Genomic DNA, 17,544 nt, shown 5'->3' with positions numbered 1-17,544 from the left:
CGCCTCGCGCCCGCCGCGTCGCGGCGCCCCACGCTCAGCGGGCGGCGACCCAGGTTCAGCGGGTGGCGGCGACCCGCCCGCGCGCGCCGGACGCGGCGGTGGCGAGGAGCGTGGCGGCGGCGGTGAGCGAGGCCGCCGTGTAGAGCAGCGGGGTGAGGCCCGGGCCGTCCGTGAGCCGTCCTCCGACCAGCGCGCCGAGCGCGATCGAGCCGTTGAAGAAGGACGACATCAGCGACGTCGCGGCCTCCGGCGGCGCGCTCCGGTCGGACACGAGCAGCGTCTGGAGCGAGACCGACACCCCGCCGTACGCGACGCCCCAGACCAGCAGCGGCAGCAGCGGCGGAACCGACGTCGCGGCGAGGACGACCGTGACCAGCGCGATCGCGGCCGCCTGCACCAGGAGCGTGCGGCGCGGGTTCCGGGCGGCGGTCCGCCCGGCGAGGAAGTTCCCCGCGATCCCGGCCAGCCCGTAGGCGAGCAGCATCGGCCCGATCAGCCCCGACCGGACCCCGCCCAGCTCCTCCAGCACCGGCCGGACGTAGGTGTAGGCGACGAAGTGCCCGACGACGATCAGCACCGTCAGCGTCAGCCCCAGCCGGATCGTGGGCAGCCGCAGCACACCGGGCAGGTCCGCCATGCGGAACGGCGTCGTCGGGGGCAGCGGCGGCAGCGTCACGGCCATCAGCAGCAGGATCACGACGGGCAGCACCGCCATGACGCCGAACGAGGCCCGCCACCCCGCCGCCTGCGCGACGAACGCGCCCGCCGGGACGCCCGCGACCGACGCGACCGCGACCCCGCCGAAGATCACCGCCGTGGCCGTCCCGACCTGCCGTTCCGGGACGAGCCGGGGCGCGATCCCCGCCGCGATCGCCCAGAACCCGCCGATCGCGACGCCGACCAGGACGCGCGCGGCGAGCAGCACGCCCAGCGACGGCGCGACGGCCGACACCGCGTTCGCCGCCGCGACCAGCCCGGCCAGCGAGCACAGCAGGACGCGCCGGTCGAGCCGCCGTCCGCCGAGGGCGACGGCGAGGGAGGAGACGACGGCGACCAGGCCGGGCAGCGTCACCGCGAGCCCGGCCGTCCCCTCGGGGACGTGCAGGTCCTTCGCCATCGGTGAGAGCAGGCCGACGGGGAGCATCTCGGTGGTGACGATCGTGAACGTGCCCGTCGCCACCACCAGCGGAGCCTTGGCGATCATGTCTCCAGGCTCCGGCCCGTCCGGACCCGGAACAACGACGACTTCGGCATCCTTGGATTAACACGGCTCATCATCGTGGAGGGGGTCGGGGTGGAGCTTCGCGAACTGGAGTGCCTGCTCGTGCTCGGCGAGGAGCTGCACTTCGGCCGGACCGGCGACCGGCTCGGCCTCTCGCAGGGCCGGGTCAGCCAGCTCGTCCGGTCCCTGGAACGGCAGGTCGGCGGGCGCCTGTTCGACCGGACGAGCCGCAGCGTCCGCCCGACGCCGCTCGGCGAACGGCTCCTCGCCGAGGTCCGTCCCGCCTACCGGGCGCTGCACGACGCCCTGGACAACGCCCGCGCCGCCGCCCGCGGCATCACCGGCGAACTCCGCGTCGGCTTCCTCACCGGGACGGCCCGCGAGGGCGTCGTCGAGGCCGCCGGGATCCTGGAGGCCCGCAACCCCGACCTCGCCGTCACCTTCGCCGAGGTCCCCATGACCGACCCGTTCGGCGCGCTCCGCCGGGGCGAGGTCGAGGCGGTCGTCACCCTGCTCCCGGTGACCGAGCCGGACCTGGTCGTCGGCCCGTCGTTCGCCAAGGAGCAGCAGGCCGTGGCGCTCTCCGCCCGCCACCCGGCCGCCCGCCGGGGCCGCCTGCACGCCGAGGACCTCGCGAGCCTCCCCCTCCTGAACGTCACCGGCCCCGCCCCCGCCTACTGGCGCGAGCTGATGTCCCCGACGTCCACGCCGGACGGCCGGCCGATCCCGCGCGGGCCGTCCGTGTCGAGCTTCCAGGAGGCCCTGATCACGATCGCGGCCGGACGCGGCGGGCTGATGTTCTGCGTCCCGACGGGCCGCTCGTTCGCCCGGTCCGACATCACCTACGTCCCGGTCGACGGCCTGCCCGACTCCGTCCTCGGCCTCGTCTGGCGCCGCGGCGACCCCACTCCCGCTCTGCGGGCCTTCGCCGACCTCATCACCACCCGCCTCTGAACCAGCACCGCCCCTGAACCAGCACCGCCCCTGAACCAGCACCGCCCCTGAACCAGCACGCCTCTGCCCCCGGTATTCGGCCCCTGGATGCGACTACCCCCGTTCGGGGGTGGCGCGCGTCACACAGACTGGAAACGATCCTGGTGAGACGAGGGAGGGGATCTTCGATGCAGGCGGTCGAGTTCCGGGCGGCGCGTGATTTCTTGCTGGCCCATCGCGAGGACTACCAGGCGGCGCGGGAGAAGTTCCGCTGGCCGGTGCTGACCGGGTTCAACTGGGCGCTGGACTGGTTCGACCGCATCGCCGACGAGAACGACCGCACCGCGCTGTGGATCGTCGAGGAGGACGGCTCGGAGGCCAAGTTCTCCTTCGCGGAGATGGCCGAGCGGTCCGCGCGCGTCGCGAACTGGCTGCGCGCCTCGGGCGTCCGGCGCGGCGACCGCGTCGTCGTCATGCTCGGCAACCAGGTCGAGCTGTGGGAGACCGTCCTCGCGACGATGAAGCTCGGCGCGATCATGATCCCCTGCACCCCGCTCCTCGGCTCCGACGACCTGCACGACCGCATCGCGCGCGGGCAGGCCAAGCACGTGGTCGCCTCGTCCGCGAGCGCGGCCAAGTTCGAGGACGTGCCCGGGACGTACACGCGGATCGCCGTCGGCGAGCCCGTCGACGGCTGGCTGCGCTACGCCGACGCCTACGAGGCCGACCCGCACTTCACCCCGTATGGCGCGACCTGCGCGGACGACACGCTGCTGCTGTACTTCACGTCCGGGACGACCGCGAAGCCGAAGCTCGTCGAGCACACGCACGCGTCCTACCCGGTCGGGCACCTGTCGACCATGTACTGGATCGGGCTCCAGCCCGGCGACGTCCACCTCAACATCTCCTCGCCCGGATGGGCCAAGCACGCGTGGAGCAACATCTTCGCGCCGTGGAACGCCGAGGCGACCGTCTTCATCTTCAACTACACGCGCTTCGACGCCGCGCGGCTCCTCGACACGATCGACCGCTGCGGCGTCACGTCCTTCTGCGCCCCGCCGACCGTGTGGCGGATGCTGATCCAGGCCGACCTCGACGGGCTGCGGAACCCGCCGCGCGAGGTCGTCGCCGCGGGCGAGCCGCTGAACCCCGAGGTCATCGAGCGGGTCCGGGACGCCTGGGGCATCACGATCCGGGACGGCTTCGGGCAGACCGAGACGACCGTGCAGATCGCGAACACGCCCGGCCAGCCGGTGAAGCCCGGCTCGATGGGCCGTCCGGTGCCCGGCTACGAGGTCGTGCTGGTCGACCCGCTCACCGGCGAGCGCGGCGAGGAGGGCGAGATCTGCCTCGACCTCGCCGACCGCCCCCTCGGCCTGACCACCGGGTACCACGGCGACGAGGAGCGCACCGCCGAGGCGATGCGCGACGGCGTCTACCACACGGGCGACATCGGCGCCCGCGACGAGGACGGCTACATCACCTACGTCGGACGCGCCGACGACGTGTTCAAGGCGTCCGACTACAAGATCTCCCCGTTCGAGCTGGAGAGCGTGCTGATCGAGCACGACGCGGTCGCGGAGGCGGCGGTCGTGCCGTCCCCGGACCCGGTGCGGCTCGCCGTCCCGAAGGCGTACGTGACGCTCGCCGCCGGATGGGAGCCGTCCGCGGAGACCGCGAAGGCGATCTTCGAGCACTGCTCGGCGCGGCTGTCCCCGTACAAGCGGGTGCGGCTGCTGGAGTTCACCGGCGACCTGCCGAAGACGATCTCCGGCAAGATCCGCCGGGTCGAGCTGCGGACGGCCGAGGCCGGCAAGCATCCCGGCCCCGAGGCCCGCCCGGCGGGCGAGTACCGCGAGGACGGCAAGTGATGAAGGCCCTCTCCTACGCCTCGCACGCGTCCGGCGCGTCCCTGTCGTACGCGTCCGGGACGTCCGCGCTGCCGCTGCTCGGCGACACGATCGGCGCGAACCTCGGGCGGACCGTCGCGTCGTTCCCCGACCGGGAGGCGCTCGTCGAGTGCGAGACCGGCCGCCGCTGGACGTACGCGCAGCTCAACGACGACGTCGACGTCGTCGCGCGCGGCCTGGCCGCCCTCGGCGTCCGGACGGGCGACCGGGTCGGGATCTGGGCGCCGAACGTCGCCGAGTGGGTGCTCGTCCAGTACGCGACGGCGAAGCTCGGCGCGATCCTGGTGAACATCAACCCCGCCTACCGGACGCACGAGCTGGAGTTCGTCCTCAAGCAGGCCGGGATCCGCACGCTGGTCGCGGCGCCGTCGTTCAAGACGTCCGACTACGCGGCGATGATCGAGCATGCCCGCCCGAACTGCCCGGACCTCCAGGACGTCCTGCTCCTCGGCCACGACTCCTGGACCGCCCTCCTCGAGTCCGGCCAGGACGGCGAGCTCCCCGAGGTCGCCCTGTCCGCCGACGACCCGATCAACATCCAGTACACGAGCGGGACGACCGGCTTCCCCAAGGGCGCGACGCTCTCCCACCACAACATCCTCAACAACGGCTTCTTCGTCGGCGAGATCTGCGGCTACGACGAGGAGGACCGGATCTGCGTCCCGGTGCCCTTCTACCACTGCTTCGGCATGGTGATGTGCAACCTCGCGGCGACCTCGCACGGCGCGTGCATCGTCATCCCGGCGCCCGGTTTCGACCCCGCGAAGACCCTCACGGCCGTCTCCGCCGAGCGCTGCACGTCCCTGTACGGCGTGCCGACGATGTTCATCGCCGAACTGAACGACCCGTCGTTCGCCTCCCACGACCTGTCGTCGCTGCGCACCGGGATCATGGCGGGCTCGCCCTGCCCGGTCGAGGTGATGAAGCAGGTCATCGAGCGGATGGGCATGGCCGAGGTGACGATCTGCTACGGCATGACCGAGACCTCCCCGGTGTCCACGCAGACCCGCGTGAGCGACTCCCTCGAACGCCGCGTCGGGACGGTCGGGACCGTCCACCCGCACCTGGAGGTCAAGGTCGTCGACCCGGAGACCGGCGCGCCGGTCCCGCGCGGCGTCCACGGCGAGCTGTGCACCCGCGGCTACTCGGTCATGCTCGGCTACTGGGACCAGCCCGACCAGACCGCCCAGGCGATCGACGCGGCCCGCTGGATGCACACCGGCGACCTCGCCGCGATGGACGACGACGGCTACGTCACCATCACCGGCCGGATCAAGGACATGGTCATCCGGGGCGGCGAGAACATCTACCCGCGCGAGGTCGAGGAGTTCCTCTTCACCCACCCGGACATCGTCGAGGCGCAGGTCATCGGCGTCCCGGACGAGAAGTACGGCGAGGAGCTGATGGCCTGGGTCCGGCTGCGCCCCGGCGCGCCCGCCCTCACCCCCGAGACCCTGCGCGCGTACTGCACGGGCCGCCTCGCCCACTACAAGATCCCCCGGTACGTCCACGTCGTGGACGACTTCCCGATGACGGTGACGGGCAAGGTCCGGAAGGTCCAGATGCGAGCCGAAGCGGTGGACATCCTGGGTCTCCCCTGACCGTCCCCGGTTGGCGTTCCCCGCCGTTCGAGGCATGCTGACGTGCATGGACGAGCAGGACGCCGGCACGACGCGCACCGCCGTCCTGCCCTCCCACCCCGGGTGGGAGGAGGTGCGGGCGGTGCGCGCCGAGCTGCTGGAACTGGCCGAGCGGGTCGCGGACGACGAGGTCCGCGACCGCCTGCGCGCCGCGTCCCGCCGCCTGGCCGCCGCCGGGGCGACCCCACCGGGCCGGGCCCACCGCCCCCGGCTGTCGCCCCGCGAACTCGACGTCCTCGCCCAGGTGGCCCTGGGCTGCACGAACGCCGAGGCCGCCGCCCGCCTCGGCCTCCTCCCCGAGACCGTGAAGAGCTACCTGCGCTCCGCCATGCGCAAACTCGACAGCCACACCCGCACCGCCGCCGTCACCACCGCCCGCCACCAGGGCCTCCTCCCCTGACCGTCCCCCGGGTCAGGAGTCCTGCGGGTCAGGAGTCCTTCGTCAGGGCTCGGCGGATGCCGGCGAGGCCGTATTCGAAGGCCTCGTCGACATCGCCTCCGAGGTGGAAGGCGCTGATGAGCTCCATGCCGACGAAGCCGGTGGCCCAGGCGACCACCAGGCGGGCGGCGTTGAGCGCCTCCGGCTCCTCGACGAGCCGCTTCGAGGCGGTGAGGATCGGGGCGGCGGCGCGGGCGAGGATCTCGGGCGGCGGGTCGGCGGAGAGCATCAGCCGGAACCCCTCCGGCCAGTCGTGGGCGAACGTGCGGTAGCCGCGCACGAGCCCTTCGAGGGTCCCGTCGGTCGCCTCCAGCCGGGCGGTCAGGTCGTCGATGGTGGCCTCGGCGACCGCGGTGAGCAGGGCGGCCCGGTTGCCGACGCGCTTGTACAGGGACGGGGCGCGGACGCCCACCCGCTCGGCGACGCTCTGCATCGTCAGCCCCTGCGGGCCGTCCGCCTCCAGCAGTTCGCGGCCCGCGGCGACGATCTGGCGGAGCGAGGTCTTCTCAGGTGTCGGCATCGGTCGTCCTCCCACAAGGAAAGCTATTGACGTTAGCCATCATAGCTATATAGCTTAGCCATCGTTGGTGCTTCACCCAGATTCCCGGAAGGCATTCCCATGAAGCTCGCCCCTCACCTGCACCGTCTCGGCAACGACATCGTGGCGTGCCACCTCATCGACACCGACGAGGGCATCACGCTCATCGACGCGGGCCTGCCCGGCCACTGGCGGGACCTGCAGCGCGAGCTCCACACCCTGGGCAAGTCCGTGGACGACATCCGCGGCGTCGTCCTGACCCACGGCGACACCGACCACCTCGGCTTCGCCGAGCGCCTGCGCGCCGACCACGGCGTCCCGGTGTTCGTGCACGCCGCCGACGCCGACCGGGCCCGCCAGGGAGAGAAGTCCGAGGTCTCCTTCAAGCCGATGCGCCTCGCCCCGACCATCGGGTTCTTCAGCTACGCCATCAGCAAGAACGGCCTGCGCCCCCACTACGTCGGCAAGGTCAACGAGGTCCAGGACGGCGACGTCCTCGACCTGCCCGGAAGCCCGGTGATCGTGGGCACGCCGGGACACTCCCGGGGGAGCGTCTCGGTGCGCGTCCCGCTCGCCGGCGCCCTCTTCGTCGGCGACGCCCTGACGACCCGGCACGTCCTCACCGGACGCAAGGGCCCGCAGCCCGCACCCTTCACCGACGACCCGTCCGGGGCGATGTCGTCCCTCGACCGGATCGCCGAACTCCCGGCGTCCTGGGTCCTCCCAGGCCACGGCGCCCCCTGGAACGACTCCCCCGCCAAGCTGGTCGAAGCCGTCCGCGCCTGGTGACCCCCGGCCCCGCCAAGCAGACCCCCACGACCTAGAACAGCCAGCACCACCCTCTGCGCATCTCACCCCCGTGCCGGGCAATGCCCACCCCCGCCATCTCGCTCTCCGTAACACTCTCGTTACGCTGTGCAAGTAACGCCGCTGAGGCGTGAGAGGGATCAGCCGGCGGTCGCGAGCAACCGAATGCGCAGAACGGAGAAACGATGCCTGTACGTTCCGAGCCCTGGCCGCAAGGAACCCCCTGCTGGGTGGACTGCCAGGTGGACGACCCGGCGAAGGCGAGCGAGTTCTACGCCGCCCTGTTCGGCTGGACGATCGAGGGCGGCGGCGAAGAGGTCGGCGGGTACCTCATCGCCAAGAAGAACGGCGATGCCGCCGCGGGCATCGGCCCCAAGCCGCAGCCCGGGATGTCCTCGGTGTGGACGACCTACATCGCCGCCGACGACGTCGACGCGATCACCACGAAGGTGACCAGCCTGGGCGGCGAGGTGATCGCGCCCGCGTTCGACGTGCTCGAGGAAGGGCGGATGGCCGTCACCGCGGACACCACCGGCGGAGTCTTCGGCATCTGGCAGGCCCGGAGGCACATCGGCGCCGCCGTGCACAACGAGCACGGCTCCTACTCCTGGAACGAACTGCACACCCGGCAGCTCGACGCCGCGAAGCGCTTCTACGCCGACGTCTTCGGCTACACCTACACCGACATCGGCGACGGCAAGACCATGAGGTACGCGCTGTTCACCCCGCCCGGCGGCACCGACGGCGTCGGCGGCATGAACGACGACACCCTCATGCCCGGCGAGCCGATGCCCAGCTACTGGCTGACCTGGTTCCAGTTCGACGGCGTCGACACCGGCGTCAGCCGGGTCACGGAACTGGGCGGATCGGTGCTCATGCCGGCGACGGACTCACCCGTCGGCCGAATGGCCATCGTCACGGCCCCGCAGGGCGAGACGTTCGGGCTCATCGACGCCAACGTCACCAAGGGCGAGTTCCCGACGTAACCCACGCCCGGACGGGGCCGGCCGGGAACGCCCACCCAGCCCCGTCGCCGCAATGGTTCCCGGTGACCGCATGAGGCCAGAAATCCAGGCTGACGCGTGATCATCAGCGTTCGTATGATCAGCCGTCCTCTTACGAACGCGGCCAGGGAGCACGCATGAGCGAGACGGCCGCCGCGAACGAGACGGCCGCCACGGGTACGGCGGAACGACGCGTCTCCTACCGCTCTCCCTGGCCCTGGCTGAGCTCCTTGGCCTGGATCGCGTTCATAGTCGCCTGGCTGATCGCGGGCGTTCACGCGCACCAGTCCGTTCCTGTCCCCTGGGCTGTGGGGGTGTTCCTGATAGAGGGAGCGAGCCTGGTCGCGGCTTACCGGAAGCAGCGTGGGTTCACGTTGTCGGCCGCGGGGATCACCTGGCACGCGTACGACATGTTCGTTCCCTGGTCGAACGTGTCCGAGGTGGGTGTGCGGACGGTCGGCTCAACACCGCGCCTGGTCGTCCAGTTGGTGGAGCCGGACCAGGTCCGCGACCTTCGTCCGCGCGGCAACGTCCTCCTCGCGCGCCGCAACCTCGATCGGTACGGCGGTCCCATCGCCCCCGCCGTCCGCTGGCTGGGCGTCCCGGCCGAGGAGCTCATCGCCGAGGCCGAGAGGTTCCGCGCCGCCCCCCGGCCCGACCTGCTCGTACGCCCGACGCCGTCCCGTATCGCACGCGTGGGCTCCTACGCGGGGACGGCCGGTCTCGCGCTCGTCCTGTTCGCGGCCGTGACAGGGCAGGTGTTCCTCCCGTGGGGACGGACACACCACGACGCCGGCCCGCAGAAGTCAGGCGTGTTGGAGTTCCGCTACCAGCCGCTGAGCAAGCCGGGATACGTGGACCAGACGCTCGGGATCGGCAACCACGGCGCGAAGCCCACCGCACCACAGCTGGCGTTCGTCGCGCTGGACGAGAAGGGCGGCGAGCTCCCCGGCGTTCAGGTGCGGGCGGCCCTCGGCAGCGACAAGGGGATGATGGTCGTCCCGCCGAGCTCGGTGGCCTACGACATCCTCGCCTTCTCCGGCCCTGACGCCGGACGCGTCCGGAACGTGAAGGTCAGCGTGCTCGGCACGGCCGATGCGCTCACCCCGATGATGCCGTCCGGGGGCCTGCGTGCCGAGCCGATCGACGAGCGGGGCCAGGTCGTCGCGCCGTCCGCCCCGTTCACCAAGGTGCGCGTCACCAGCCCGACGGCGTCCCCTCTGGGCAAACTCGACACGGCCGCCTTCCGCGTCCTTTGCGTCACCTGGGCCCCCACCCGCCCGGGCATGCCACAGCAGATGCTGACCTCCACCGAGCTCACCGCCCCGGGAACCGTGCCCGGAGGCGAACCCGTCGAGGTCCCGGTCAACCAGCACTCCCCGTCCTGCGACCAGGTCATCGCCACCTACGCACGAGCGTGACAGAGGGGACGGACGACGGCTCAGGCGTGGCACGCCTCCGAGGTGCCGACGATTGCCAGATGCAGATGCGTTGAGCCGTTCAGCCAGAACCCCCAGCACACGTCGGCGCCACCCCGCAGAGCGTGTTCCGCCCGGCCGAACCGGGCCGCGTCCGGGATGGCCTCGGCCTCCTCCCCGGCCTGAGCCCTGATCGGGGCCCACTGCTCCCGCAGCCACGCGACGCCGTCCTCCGGCACCATGGCCACTCGCCGGACCGTCCGAACCGGTTTCCGCAGCCAATCCCTGATCAGCTTCGGGGCGTACTCGGTGGCCAGATCGCGCCGCGCCGCCTCGTTCCCGTATGTCTCCCCTTCCATCCGGCACGAGTGGCAATGCCAGTGCAGACGCCTGTCCTTCCACTCGGTCGGGACGGTCTTCTCCCAGCCGTCCCAATCAAACTCCGGCATCCGCCGCACGCTCCGCACCATGCACACCCCCGAAGTCACGGACGGCCCGGTTCCCTCAGCTCGGACGGAGAGAACCGGGCCGCTCGTCGGCGTTGATCAGATGTCGAACTCTCCGGCCTTCACGCCACGAATGAACCCCTCCCATTCGTGGCGGGTGAAGACGGAGGTGATCCCGGTCTTGGAATCTCGAAGTCCGATCGTCCCGCCGGTTTCGGCGTCGGCGAGGTTGACGGCGACCTCCACGCACCCGCACCCGGAGTCCTCGCCGTTGCACAACGTGCTGACCTTGAACATGTAGCGATTCTTTTCGACCACGAGGGTTCTCCCGCTCTCGAATTAAACCCGGGACCGACTTTTCCGTGACATATACCCCGAGTGGGAATCCTTCTCAGAGTTCACCCGAACTCGACATCACTCCTGGAGCAGCCCTGCCCGGGCATCCTCCCGAAGCTGCATGTCCCGCAGCTCATCCCTGTGGATCGCGGCGACGAACGACAACAGTCCGGCCTTGATCTGGGGTTCGGTCAACGGCTTCCGGAGGGCCACTTTCCACAACCCGTCCCTGGTGTCCCGATAGGGGGCATCCCAACGAGACAGATCTTGTTCTTGTCGATGTGTGTTGGTGGCCCGCCGATTCATGATCTGAACGTTAGGAGCGCCCCCGTGGCACCGGCCAGAAAGTTGCTTCAAGTTCCCCGAAGTCGCCTGCGGGCGGTCTCGAGCTCCGCCCGTGCCGCGTCTCCGTACACGGCTTGATCACGGAGCAGGTTGAAGAAGCGAAGGTAGATGGCGATCTCACTTGGACGTTTGGTCCGATAGCCGCCCGTCCAGTGCTCACTGCGCACGAGCACGTCGTCGTAGACGTAGAAGCCTTCGCCCGGCCAGATGTTCCGATGACTTCCCAACGGGATGATCCCCAAAGCGACATTCGGGAACGACGCGGCGCGTTCAATGTAGTCCAGTTGCTCCAGCATCGCGGGTACACCGCCCCGCACCGCGTACAGCGCAGGGGCCTCCACGACAAATGAGTACGCACACCTGGCGGACTCCAGAACGCGGCGACGATTCATCCTGCCGCCAGCTACCAGGTCCACGTCCTCGGCAAGCCCGTGGAAGCGGGACACGTCCGCCACGACGGCGCGTGTGTAGTCCCGCGTTTGGAGGAAGCCTGGAATCGTCTGAGACTCGTACGCCCGAACCAGTTTCGTCCGCTCGTACAAGGGCCTTATACGGGCACTCTGCTGGTTGAGTCCCGCCCTGAATGCGTGCCGGTACTCCTCCCACATCTCATCGAGTTGACGATGTGAGGCGATCAGCTCGGGAATCTGTTCAACGGCCCCGCAGGCGTCCGCCCATGCCCTGAGGTTCGACTCGGTGGGAACCTGCGTGCCATGCTCGATCTTGGAGATCTTACTTTTGTGCCAGCCGCATTGCCGGGCCAGATCGACACCGCTCAGGCCGGCGTCCAGCCTGAGGCCACGGAGACGATTGCCGAAGGCCCTCCGAGCATCCTGAATCTGATCCTGTTCGGACAAAACAGTGGATTCGAGAAGATGGTCAGACCGGGCGGTATTCGTGATGCGGAATGGCTATATCCCACAACGCCGAATAGATGTCACCACAGGACTTCACCACGTACGGATCGGCGTGATACTGAATCTCCGCTCGCAGGTCAGAACCATCAAATACGTTGAAGAGAACGGCTTCACCATCAAGCAGCCAGAAGTCATTGCCCGGCATGACCATGCGGGACGTGAGGTTGCGAGGGACCCATCGCAGATCCTCCCCCGCCTCGACCTTGAGACCGTTGGTCGCCTCATAGCACCATCGCTGGTACGCGGACAGCGGCTCAGAAACCACGCAGATGCGACGATAGACCTTGCCCTCGGCAACCCCGGCGCGCACACGATCGCACCACGGCTTCAAGGTCCGGGGAACTTCGTCCCGGTCACCTTGCCGCCAGTTCGCGAACAGCTCCCGATCGATGCCGTAGTTGTCGCGCATCTCCAGGTGCAGGGCTTCACGGGCGATTCCGTTGATCAGATCAGCCCGTGCCTTGGGAGAGATCAACTCCATAGCGCTCCTTCACGTACATATGCACGAACCGGTCGGCCAGCGCGTCCGGAATCTCGAGATAGGTCTCGTGCTCTGCCAGGGCATTCAGCATGTCACCCACGTCCGGCCCCAGCCGGTCCCCTTGCACGATCCACGAGCGCCGATTGGACTTGTAGAACGCCGCACACTCGTTGTCCTGGTTCGAACCGGGGTCCTTGCAGAAGAACGTAACCGCCAGGTCGTCTCTCCCACGGCGAGGTTGCTCCATGTTCCCGCCCTTCGTGATCAAGCCAAAGGTCCGGCACACGATTCAGGGAAGGAGGGCGTCCGCCCTCCGCATCAACACCCTCGGCTGCGCGACCTACCCGGTCAAGACCCGGCGGGGCAAGAATCGAGGCGCCGGAACGCGGCATCGGAGCCACAACATGCAGCGATCCGACGGCACGCCGCACATCGGAAAGCAGCCCCACGTTCACGCGAGGCCCGCGTCCGCCGTCCACCTCCGCGGCAACGCCACACCGCCCCGGCTCTGTCACGTGGACGACGGCGCGGGAGACGCCCGAGGTTCAGAGCGCGTCGCCCTCGCGGGCGCGGATCACGTCCGCGAGACGGCGAGCGGCGGACGGAGACAGGGCGAGGCGCGGACCTGCCGCGTCCTTGCTGTCGCGGATGCCTACGGATCGGGGAGACAGCCGGGCGACCTCGACACATGCCCCGCCTTCTGACGTGCTACGACTCGCCTTGCGCCATTCAACGATCATCGGTATTCGTCCATCGCTTTCTCAATCGCCGAGTACGACTCCGTCGCAGACCAGGCTAGATCATTGACCTCCTCCATCTTCTGCGCATACCGCTCCACCCGGTCAGGGTCCAGCACCAAATGTCCGACCATGCCGGGGGCCTCGGCGAAGGCGACATCGGAGCCGACCGTGAGGAGCTGGAAGGAACCGTCATGGCCAATGTGCCAACCGACGTGGCGTCCCACAACCCTCACGCTCGCACCGGGGCGTTGCGCCAATTCCAGGAGATGTGCGAGCTGCTCACGCATGACCCGCGCACCCCCGACCGGCGAGGCAAGGACGACCCACGACAACAGTGCAGAGACACGCGGCATGTCGCCCCGCTTCCACACGGCCGCCTGCCGCTCGAGCCGACGCTCCAGAGCCTGATCGACGTCGGCCAGCAGGCCCGCCGCGTGAGCCCGCTCGAAGGTCGCACGCGCATAGTCCGGCGTTTGCCACAGGCCCGGGATGATGCCGAGATCCCAGGTGCGGAGGCGGGACGCGGACGCTTCGTAGGCGGCGAGGGAGGTGAGCCAGTCGTCGTCGGGACGGGCGAGGGCGTGGGAGATGAGGTGCGTGAAGAGCCGTTCGAGGCGCCACGTGTCGTCCAGGATCATCGCGTGGTGCGGATTCAGGTGGCGCGTGCCACTGACCAGGCGTGTGACGTGGCTGCGCGAGCATCCGAGGAGTTCGGCGACCCGTGCCTGCGAGGTGCTCTGGACGTAGATCTGCCGTCGCAGTTCGACCGCGATGAGATCCCATATCGACCGCGCCGCGTCGAGTGGGGGACGTCCATTTTCCAGCGCTTTGGCGCGCTTTCCAGCCTTGGCGAATGATCTTGCAGGGGGCATTTCAAGATCTCTTTCGTTGCCTGCCGTTCTAGGAACCGTAGCGAGGTTAACCCGTCGTGACTCATCGTGTAGGTCCGATCACAGAATTGGCGGGAGGAAATCATGCGGCTTTCGCGGCGGCAGGGTGGGCGGCATGTGGCGGGGAAGAGCCTCGCCGTGTCGGAGGAGCCGGGGCGGGTGGTTCGGGTTGGTGCGCTGACCGCTCTGGCGGACGCGTGTCAGGTCGCCGGGATGCGGGTGCAGTGGCGTCCGCTCGGGGACGGGCCGACGCGCTACCTGCGGGTCTCGGTGGAGGGGGCCGCGCCCGTGGGGGTTCGGGTCGACTTCATGGACGACGAGTGGCTCTACGTCTGGCACACCGGGGACGAAGAGCCGCGCAGCATCGGCCCCTTGGACGACCTGTCCGGCATCGTCGCCATCGTCCACTACGTCCTGCACAAGCGGGTCGGGTGACGTGCGACGACGCGGCGGAGGTGGTGGGTGCCTCGCCGCGTCGTCGTGGGTGGGTCAGATGAAGGTGCTCAGGGTGGCCGCTGTGGTGAAGCCGACGATGGAGAGGATGGTTTCGAGGACGGTCCAGGTCTTGAGGGTGTCTCGGACGGAGAGGTTGAAGTAGCGCGAGACGATCCAGAAGCCGCCGTCGTTGACGTGGGACGCGATGATCGAGCCCGCTGAGATGGCGACGGCGATGAGGGCCAGGTGGGCCTGGGAGTGGTGTTCGCCTTGGAGCAGCGGGGCGACGATGCCGCCGGTGGTGACGATGGCGACGGTCGCGGAGCCCTGGGCGAGGCGGAGGCCGCAGCTGATCAGGTAGGCGAGGACGATGAGCGGGAGCCCGGCGTCCGCCATGGTGGTCGCGAGGGCCTTGCCGACGCCGGTCGCGGCGATGACGGCGCCGAAGAACGCGCCGCCGCCGACGACCAGGAGGAGCATGCCGACCGGACGCAGGGAGCGGGTGGCCAGGTCGGACAGTTCCTTCGCGGGGATGCCTCGGCGGATGCCCAGGAGGTAGCTCGCCAGGAGGACGGCGACGGTGAGGGCGACGGCCGGGGTTCCGACGAAGGTGAGCAGGGGGAGGACGCTGCTCCCCTTCCACCAGACGTCGCCGAAGGTGGCCAGCAGGATCAGGACGAGCGGGACGAGGATGATCAGGGCGACGAGGGCCAGGGGCGGTTCGGGGCGCGCCTCCTTCTCGGCGGCCGCGTAGTCCTCCGGGACCTGGGCCTGGACGCGGTTGCCGATCCACGTCCCCCAGGCGATGCCCGCGACGAGGAACGCCGGGACTCCGCAGGCCAGGCCCATGATGATCAGCCAGCCGAGGGACACGCCGAGCAGGCCGGACGCGGCGACCGGGCCCGGGTGCGGGGGCAGGAACGCGTGCGTCACGGACAGGCCGCACAGCATCGGCATCGCGTACAGGACGAGCGAGCGTCCGCCGCGCCGGGCGGTGATGTAGACGAGCGGCGCCAGCACGAAGATGCCGATGTCGAAGAAGACCGGCACCCCGAAGATGAGGCCGACCAGGCCCATCACGAGCGGGGCGCGTTTCTCGCCGAAGACTTCCAGGAGTCTCCGGGTGAGGACGTCGGCGCCGCCGGACGCCTCCAGGATCGCGCCGAGGATCGTCCCGAGTCCGATGATCGGGGCGATGTGCCCGAGGATGCCGCCGAACCCGGTCTCCAGCAGGGACGTCTTGGAGCTGAGCGGCGTCCCGACGATCTGGGACACGGGGAGTCCGGCGGCGAGGGCGAGGGCGAGGCCGGAGACGAGCAGGGAGATGAACGGTTCGAGCCGGACCTTGATGATGAGCACGAGCAGCAGGGCTATGGCCAGCGCGCACAGCAGCAGCAGGCCGCCCGTCTCGTGACGGAGCCAGTGGACCATGGGGGGTGTGCCTCCTCAGGGGGTGGAGGTGGTGTCCCTTCCGCGCCGCAGGGCGTGTCCGGGGAGGGCGCCGGTCGGACGTCCGTCGTGGAGGACCGGGACGCCGTTGACCAGCACGTGCGTGATGCCCTCCGGGACGGTCCGGGGGGCGTCGAAGGTGGCGGTGTCCCGCACCGTGGCGGGGTCGAACAGGACGAGGTCGGCGTGGTACCCGGTCCGGACGAGGCCGCGCTCACGCAGCCGGAGGCGTCGGGCGGGACGTCCGGTGAGGTGCGCGACGCACTCTTCGAGGGTGAGAACGCCCAGGTCACGGACGTAGTGGCCGAGGTAGCGGGGGAACGTCCCGTAGGCGCGGGGGTGGGGTTTCGCGCCGGGCGTCAGCGGGAGGAGGCCGTCACTGCCTCCGGTGTGCGCGGGGTGCCGCATGATCGCGCGGACGTTCTCCTCGTGCCCGACGTGCTGGAGGATCGTGGTGCCGAGGTCGTCGGCGGCGAGCAGTTCGCGGAACACCTCGAACGGCGGCCGTCCGGAGGACGCGGCGAGGGCGGCGACGGTGCGTCCGACCGTGCCGGGGACGCGGGAGCCGGAGATCTCGATGGTGTCCCACTCGACGGGGACGCCGTGGCAGCCGTCCGAGCCGTCCACCTCCATGACCTCGCGGACGTGCGCGGCGGACGCGGGGTCGGCGAGGCGGGCGAGGGCGGCGGCGGGTCCGCCCTCGGCGGCGCGGCTGGGGAGCAGGGCGGCGAGCGTGGTGGATCCGGGCAGGTAGGGATAGGTGTCGAGGGTGATGTCGCAGCCGCCGGAGATCGCCTCGTCCAGGAGGGCGAGCAGTTCGCCCGCGCGGCCCTTGTTGACGCCGAAGTTCATCGTGGCGTGGGCGAGGTGCAGCGGGCAGCCGGAGCGGCGTGAGACGTCGACCATCGCGGCGTACGCGTCGAGCGCGCCCGCGCCGTAGGAGCGGTGGTGCGGCGAGTGGTAGCCGCCGAGGCCCGCGACGACGCGGCAGAGCTCCACGAGCTCGTCGTCCGAGGCGTACGTTCCGGGCACGTAGGTGAGGCCGCTGGACATGCCGACCGCGCCTTCGCGCATGCCGGTCGCGACGAGGTCGCGCTGCCGGTCGAGTTCGGCGCGGGTCGGCTCGCGGGCGTCCCAGCCCATGGCGAGCAACCGGACGGTGCCCTGCGGGACGAGGTAGGCGGCGTTCACGGCGATGCCGCCGTCGAGCCGGTCGAGGTACCCGCCGACCGTGCGCCAGGTCCAGTCGAAGCCGTCCGGGTCGCCGTTCCAGCCCGCGATCGCCTGCCGGACGGACGCGAGCGTCACGTCCGAGACGGGCGCGTAGGACAGTCCGTCCTGGCCGATGACCTCGCAGGTCACGCCCTGGGCGACCTTCGCGAGGTGGTCGGGCGCGGCGAGCAGCGCGAGGTCGGAGTGGGCGTGCATGTCGATGAAGCCGGGAGCGAGGACGAGCCCGTCGGCGTCGACGACGTCCGGCGCGGAGGTCGCGGATGTGGTGATCTCGGCGATGCGTCCGTCCGCGACGCGGACGTTCGCGCGGTACGCGGGGGCTCCGGTTCCGTCGACGACGGTCGCGTGCCGGAAGAGCACG

20 protein-coding genes are annotated in these 17,544 nt (G+C 70.1%); 8 read left to right on the top strand and 12 right to left on the bottom strand.

Annotation, left to right across the window (positions count from 1 at the left end):
- Window positions 1–55 precede the first annotated feature (55 nt).
- Window positions 56–1,204, bottom strand: a complete 1,149-nt coding sequence (locus tag EBO15_RS12495; protein ID WP_199744492.1) for an MFS transporter — start codon at window positions 1,202–1,204, stop codon at window positions 56–58.
- 90 nt (window positions 1,205–1,294) lie between these two features.
- Between EBO15_RS12495 and EBO15_RS12490 the strand changes: the two genes are divergently transcribed.
- The 4 genes from EBO15_RS12490 (at window position 1,295) to EBO15_RS12475 (ending at window position 6,105) form a co-directional block, all read left to right on the top strand.
- Window positions 1,295–2,176 (top strand): LysR family transcriptional regulator, encoded by an 882-nt coding sequence (locus EBO15_RS12490; protein ID WP_122194509.1) that lies wholly within the window; start codon window positions 1,295–1,297, stop codon window positions 2,174–2,176.
- Window positions 2,177–2,343: 167 nt separating this feature from the next.
- On the top strand, window positions 2,344–4,026 hold the full coding sequence (locus EBO15_RS12485; protein ID WP_122194508.1) for an AMP-binding protein: 1,683 nt from the start codon (window positions 2,344–2,346) through the stop codon (window positions 4,024–4,026).
- The gene (locus EBO15_RS12480) at window positions 4,026–5,666 is read left to right on the top strand and encodes an AMP-binding protein (protein ID WP_122194507.1); all 1,641 of its coding nucleotides are present in this window, start codon (window positions 4,026–4,028) and stop codon (window positions 5,664–5,666) included. Before EBO15_RS12485 ends, EBO15_RS12480 begins: the two co-directional genes overlap by 1 nt.
- A gap of 46 nt (window positions 5,667–5,712) precedes the next feature.
- On the top strand, window positions 5,713–6,105 hold the full coding sequence (locus tag EBO15_RS12475) for a response regulator transcription factor (RefSeq protein WP_325051900.1): 393 nt from the start codon (window positions 5,713–5,715) through the stop codon (window positions 6,103–6,105).
- Between the two features lie 28 nt (window positions 6,106–6,133).
- Here the strand turns inward: EBO15_RS12475 and EBO15_RS12470 are convergent, their stop codons facing one another.
- Entirely contained in the window at window positions 6,134–6,664 is a 531-nt protein-coding gene (locus EBO15_RS12470) for a TetR/AcrR family transcriptional regulator (RefSeq protein ID WP_122194505.1), read from the bottom strand.
- A gap of 99 nt (window positions 6,665–6,763) precedes the next feature.
- Between EBO15_RS12470 and EBO15_RS12465 the strand changes: the two genes are divergently transcribed.
- The 3 genes from EBO15_RS12465 (at window position 6,764) to EBO15_RS12455 (ending at window position 9,914) form a co-directional block, all read left to right on the top strand.
- The gene (locus tag EBO15_RS12465) at window positions 6,764–7,471 is read left to right on the top strand and encodes an MBL fold metallo-hydrolase (protein ID WP_122194504.1); all 708 of its coding nucleotides are present in this window, start codon (window positions 6,764–6,766) and stop codon (window positions 7,469–7,471) included.
- 203 nt (window positions 7,472–7,674) lie between these two features.
- A complete protein-coding gene (locus EBO15_RS12460) occupies window positions 7,675–8,475 on the top strand; it encodes a VOC family protein (RefSeq protein ID WP_147481477.1) in 801 nt (266 codons plus the stop codon).
- Window positions 8,476–8,630: 155 nt separating this feature from the next.
- Complete coding sequence (locus tag EBO15_RS12455; protein ID WP_122194502.1) at window positions 8,631–9,914, top strand: hypothetical protein; 1,284 nt, start codon at window positions 8,631–8,633, stop codon at window positions 9,912–9,914.
- 20 nt (window positions 9,915–9,934) lie between these two features.
- On the opposite strand, the gene EBO15_RS12450 is transcribed toward EBO15_RS12455, so the two are convergent.
- The 8 genes from EBO15_RS12450 to EBO15_RS12420 all read right to left on the bottom strand — a co-directional run bounded on the left by EBO15_RS12450 (window position 9,935) and on the right by EBO15_RS12420 (window position 14,048).
- Window positions 9,935–10,360, bottom strand: coding sequence for a hypothetical protein (locus tag EBO15_RS12450; protein ID WP_147481476.1), 426 nt, complete (start codon window positions 10,358–10,360; stop codon window positions 9,935–9,937).
- A gap of 96 nt (window positions 10,361–10,456) precedes the next feature.
- Entirely contained in the window at window positions 10,457–10,675 is a 219-nt protein-coding gene (locus EBO15_RS12445) for a DUF397 domain-containing protein (protein WP_233616139.1), read from the bottom strand.
- 96 nt (window positions 10,676–10,771) lie between these two features.
- Window positions 10,772–10,999, bottom strand: coding sequence for a hypothetical protein (locus EBO15_RS43615; RefSeq protein ID WP_147481475.1), 228 nt, complete (start codon window positions 10,997–10,999; stop codon window positions 10,772–10,774).
- A 47-nt stretch (window positions 11,000–11,046) separates the two neighbouring features.
- Window positions 11,047–11,895 (bottom strand): helix-turn-helix domain-containing protein, encoded by an 849-nt coding sequence (locus tag EBO15_RS12440; RefSeq protein WP_158628205.1) that lies wholly within the window; start codon window positions 11,893–11,895, stop codon window positions 11,047–11,049.
- Window positions 11,896–11,917: 22 nt separating this feature from the next.
- Window positions 11,918–12,436: a DUF6879 family protein gene (locus EBO15_RS12435; RefSeq protein ID WP_122194499.1), complete on the bottom strand. Its 519-nt coding sequence runs from the start codon at window positions 12,434–12,436 to the stop codon at window positions 11,918–11,920.
- On the bottom strand, window positions 12,405–12,683 hold the full coding sequence (locus tag EBO15_RS12430) for a hypothetical protein (protein ID WP_147481474.1): 279 nt from the start codon (window positions 12,681–12,683) through the stop codon (window positions 12,405–12,407). The genes EBO15_RS12435 and EBO15_RS12430 overlap by 32 nt, the downstream gene beginning before the upstream one ends.
- Window positions 12,684–12,981: 298 nt before the next feature.
- Window positions 12,982–13,176, bottom strand: coding sequence for a DUF397 domain-containing protein (locus EBO15_RS12425; protein WP_122194497.1), 195 nt, complete (start codon window positions 13,174–13,176; stop codon window positions 12,982–12,984).
- Window positions 13,173–14,048 carry a DUF5753 domain-containing protein gene (locus tag EBO15_RS12420; RefSeq protein WP_147481473.1) on the bottom strand — a complete coding sequence of 292 codons (876 nt, stop codon included), beginning with the start codon at window positions 14,046–14,048 and terminating at the stop codon, window positions 13,173–13,175. The genes EBO15_RS12425 and EBO15_RS12420 overlap by 4 nt, the downstream gene beginning before the upstream one ends.
- Before the next feature lie 102 nt (window positions 14,049–14,150).
- Here EBO15_RS12420 and EBO15_RS12415 point away from each other — a divergent pair, with 102 nt between their 5' ends.
- A complete protein-coding gene (locus EBO15_RS12415) occupies window positions 14,151–14,501 on the top strand; it encodes a hypothetical protein (RefSeq protein ID WP_122194495.1) in 351 nt (116 codons plus the stop codon).
- A gap of 54 nt (window positions 14,502–14,555) precedes the next feature.
- Here the strand turns inward: EBO15_RS12415 and EBO15_RS12410 are convergent, their stop codons facing one another.
- Window positions 14,556–15,932: a GntP family permease gene (locus EBO15_RS12410; RefSeq protein ID WP_122194494.1), complete on the bottom strand. Its 1,377-nt coding sequence runs from the start codon at window positions 15,930–15,932 to the stop codon at window positions 14,556–14,558.
- Window positions 15,933–15,947: 15 nt separating this feature from the next.
- Window positions 15,948–17,543 carry an N-acyl-D-amino-acid deacylase family protein gene (locus tag EBO15_RS12405; protein WP_122194493.1) on the bottom strand — a complete coding sequence of 532 codons (1,596 nt, stop codon included), beginning with the start codon at window positions 17,541–17,543 and terminating at the stop codon, window positions 15,948–15,950.
- Window position 17,544 lies beyond the last annotated feature (1 nt).

Source organism: Actinomadura harenae (genome assembly GCF_003696215.1).
Taxonomy (GTDB): domain Bacteria; phylum Actinomycetota; class Actinomycetes; order Streptosporangiales; family Streptosporangiaceae; genus Spirillospora; species Spirillospora harenae.
This window is presented reverse-complemented; position numbering and strand designations above follow the sequence as displayed.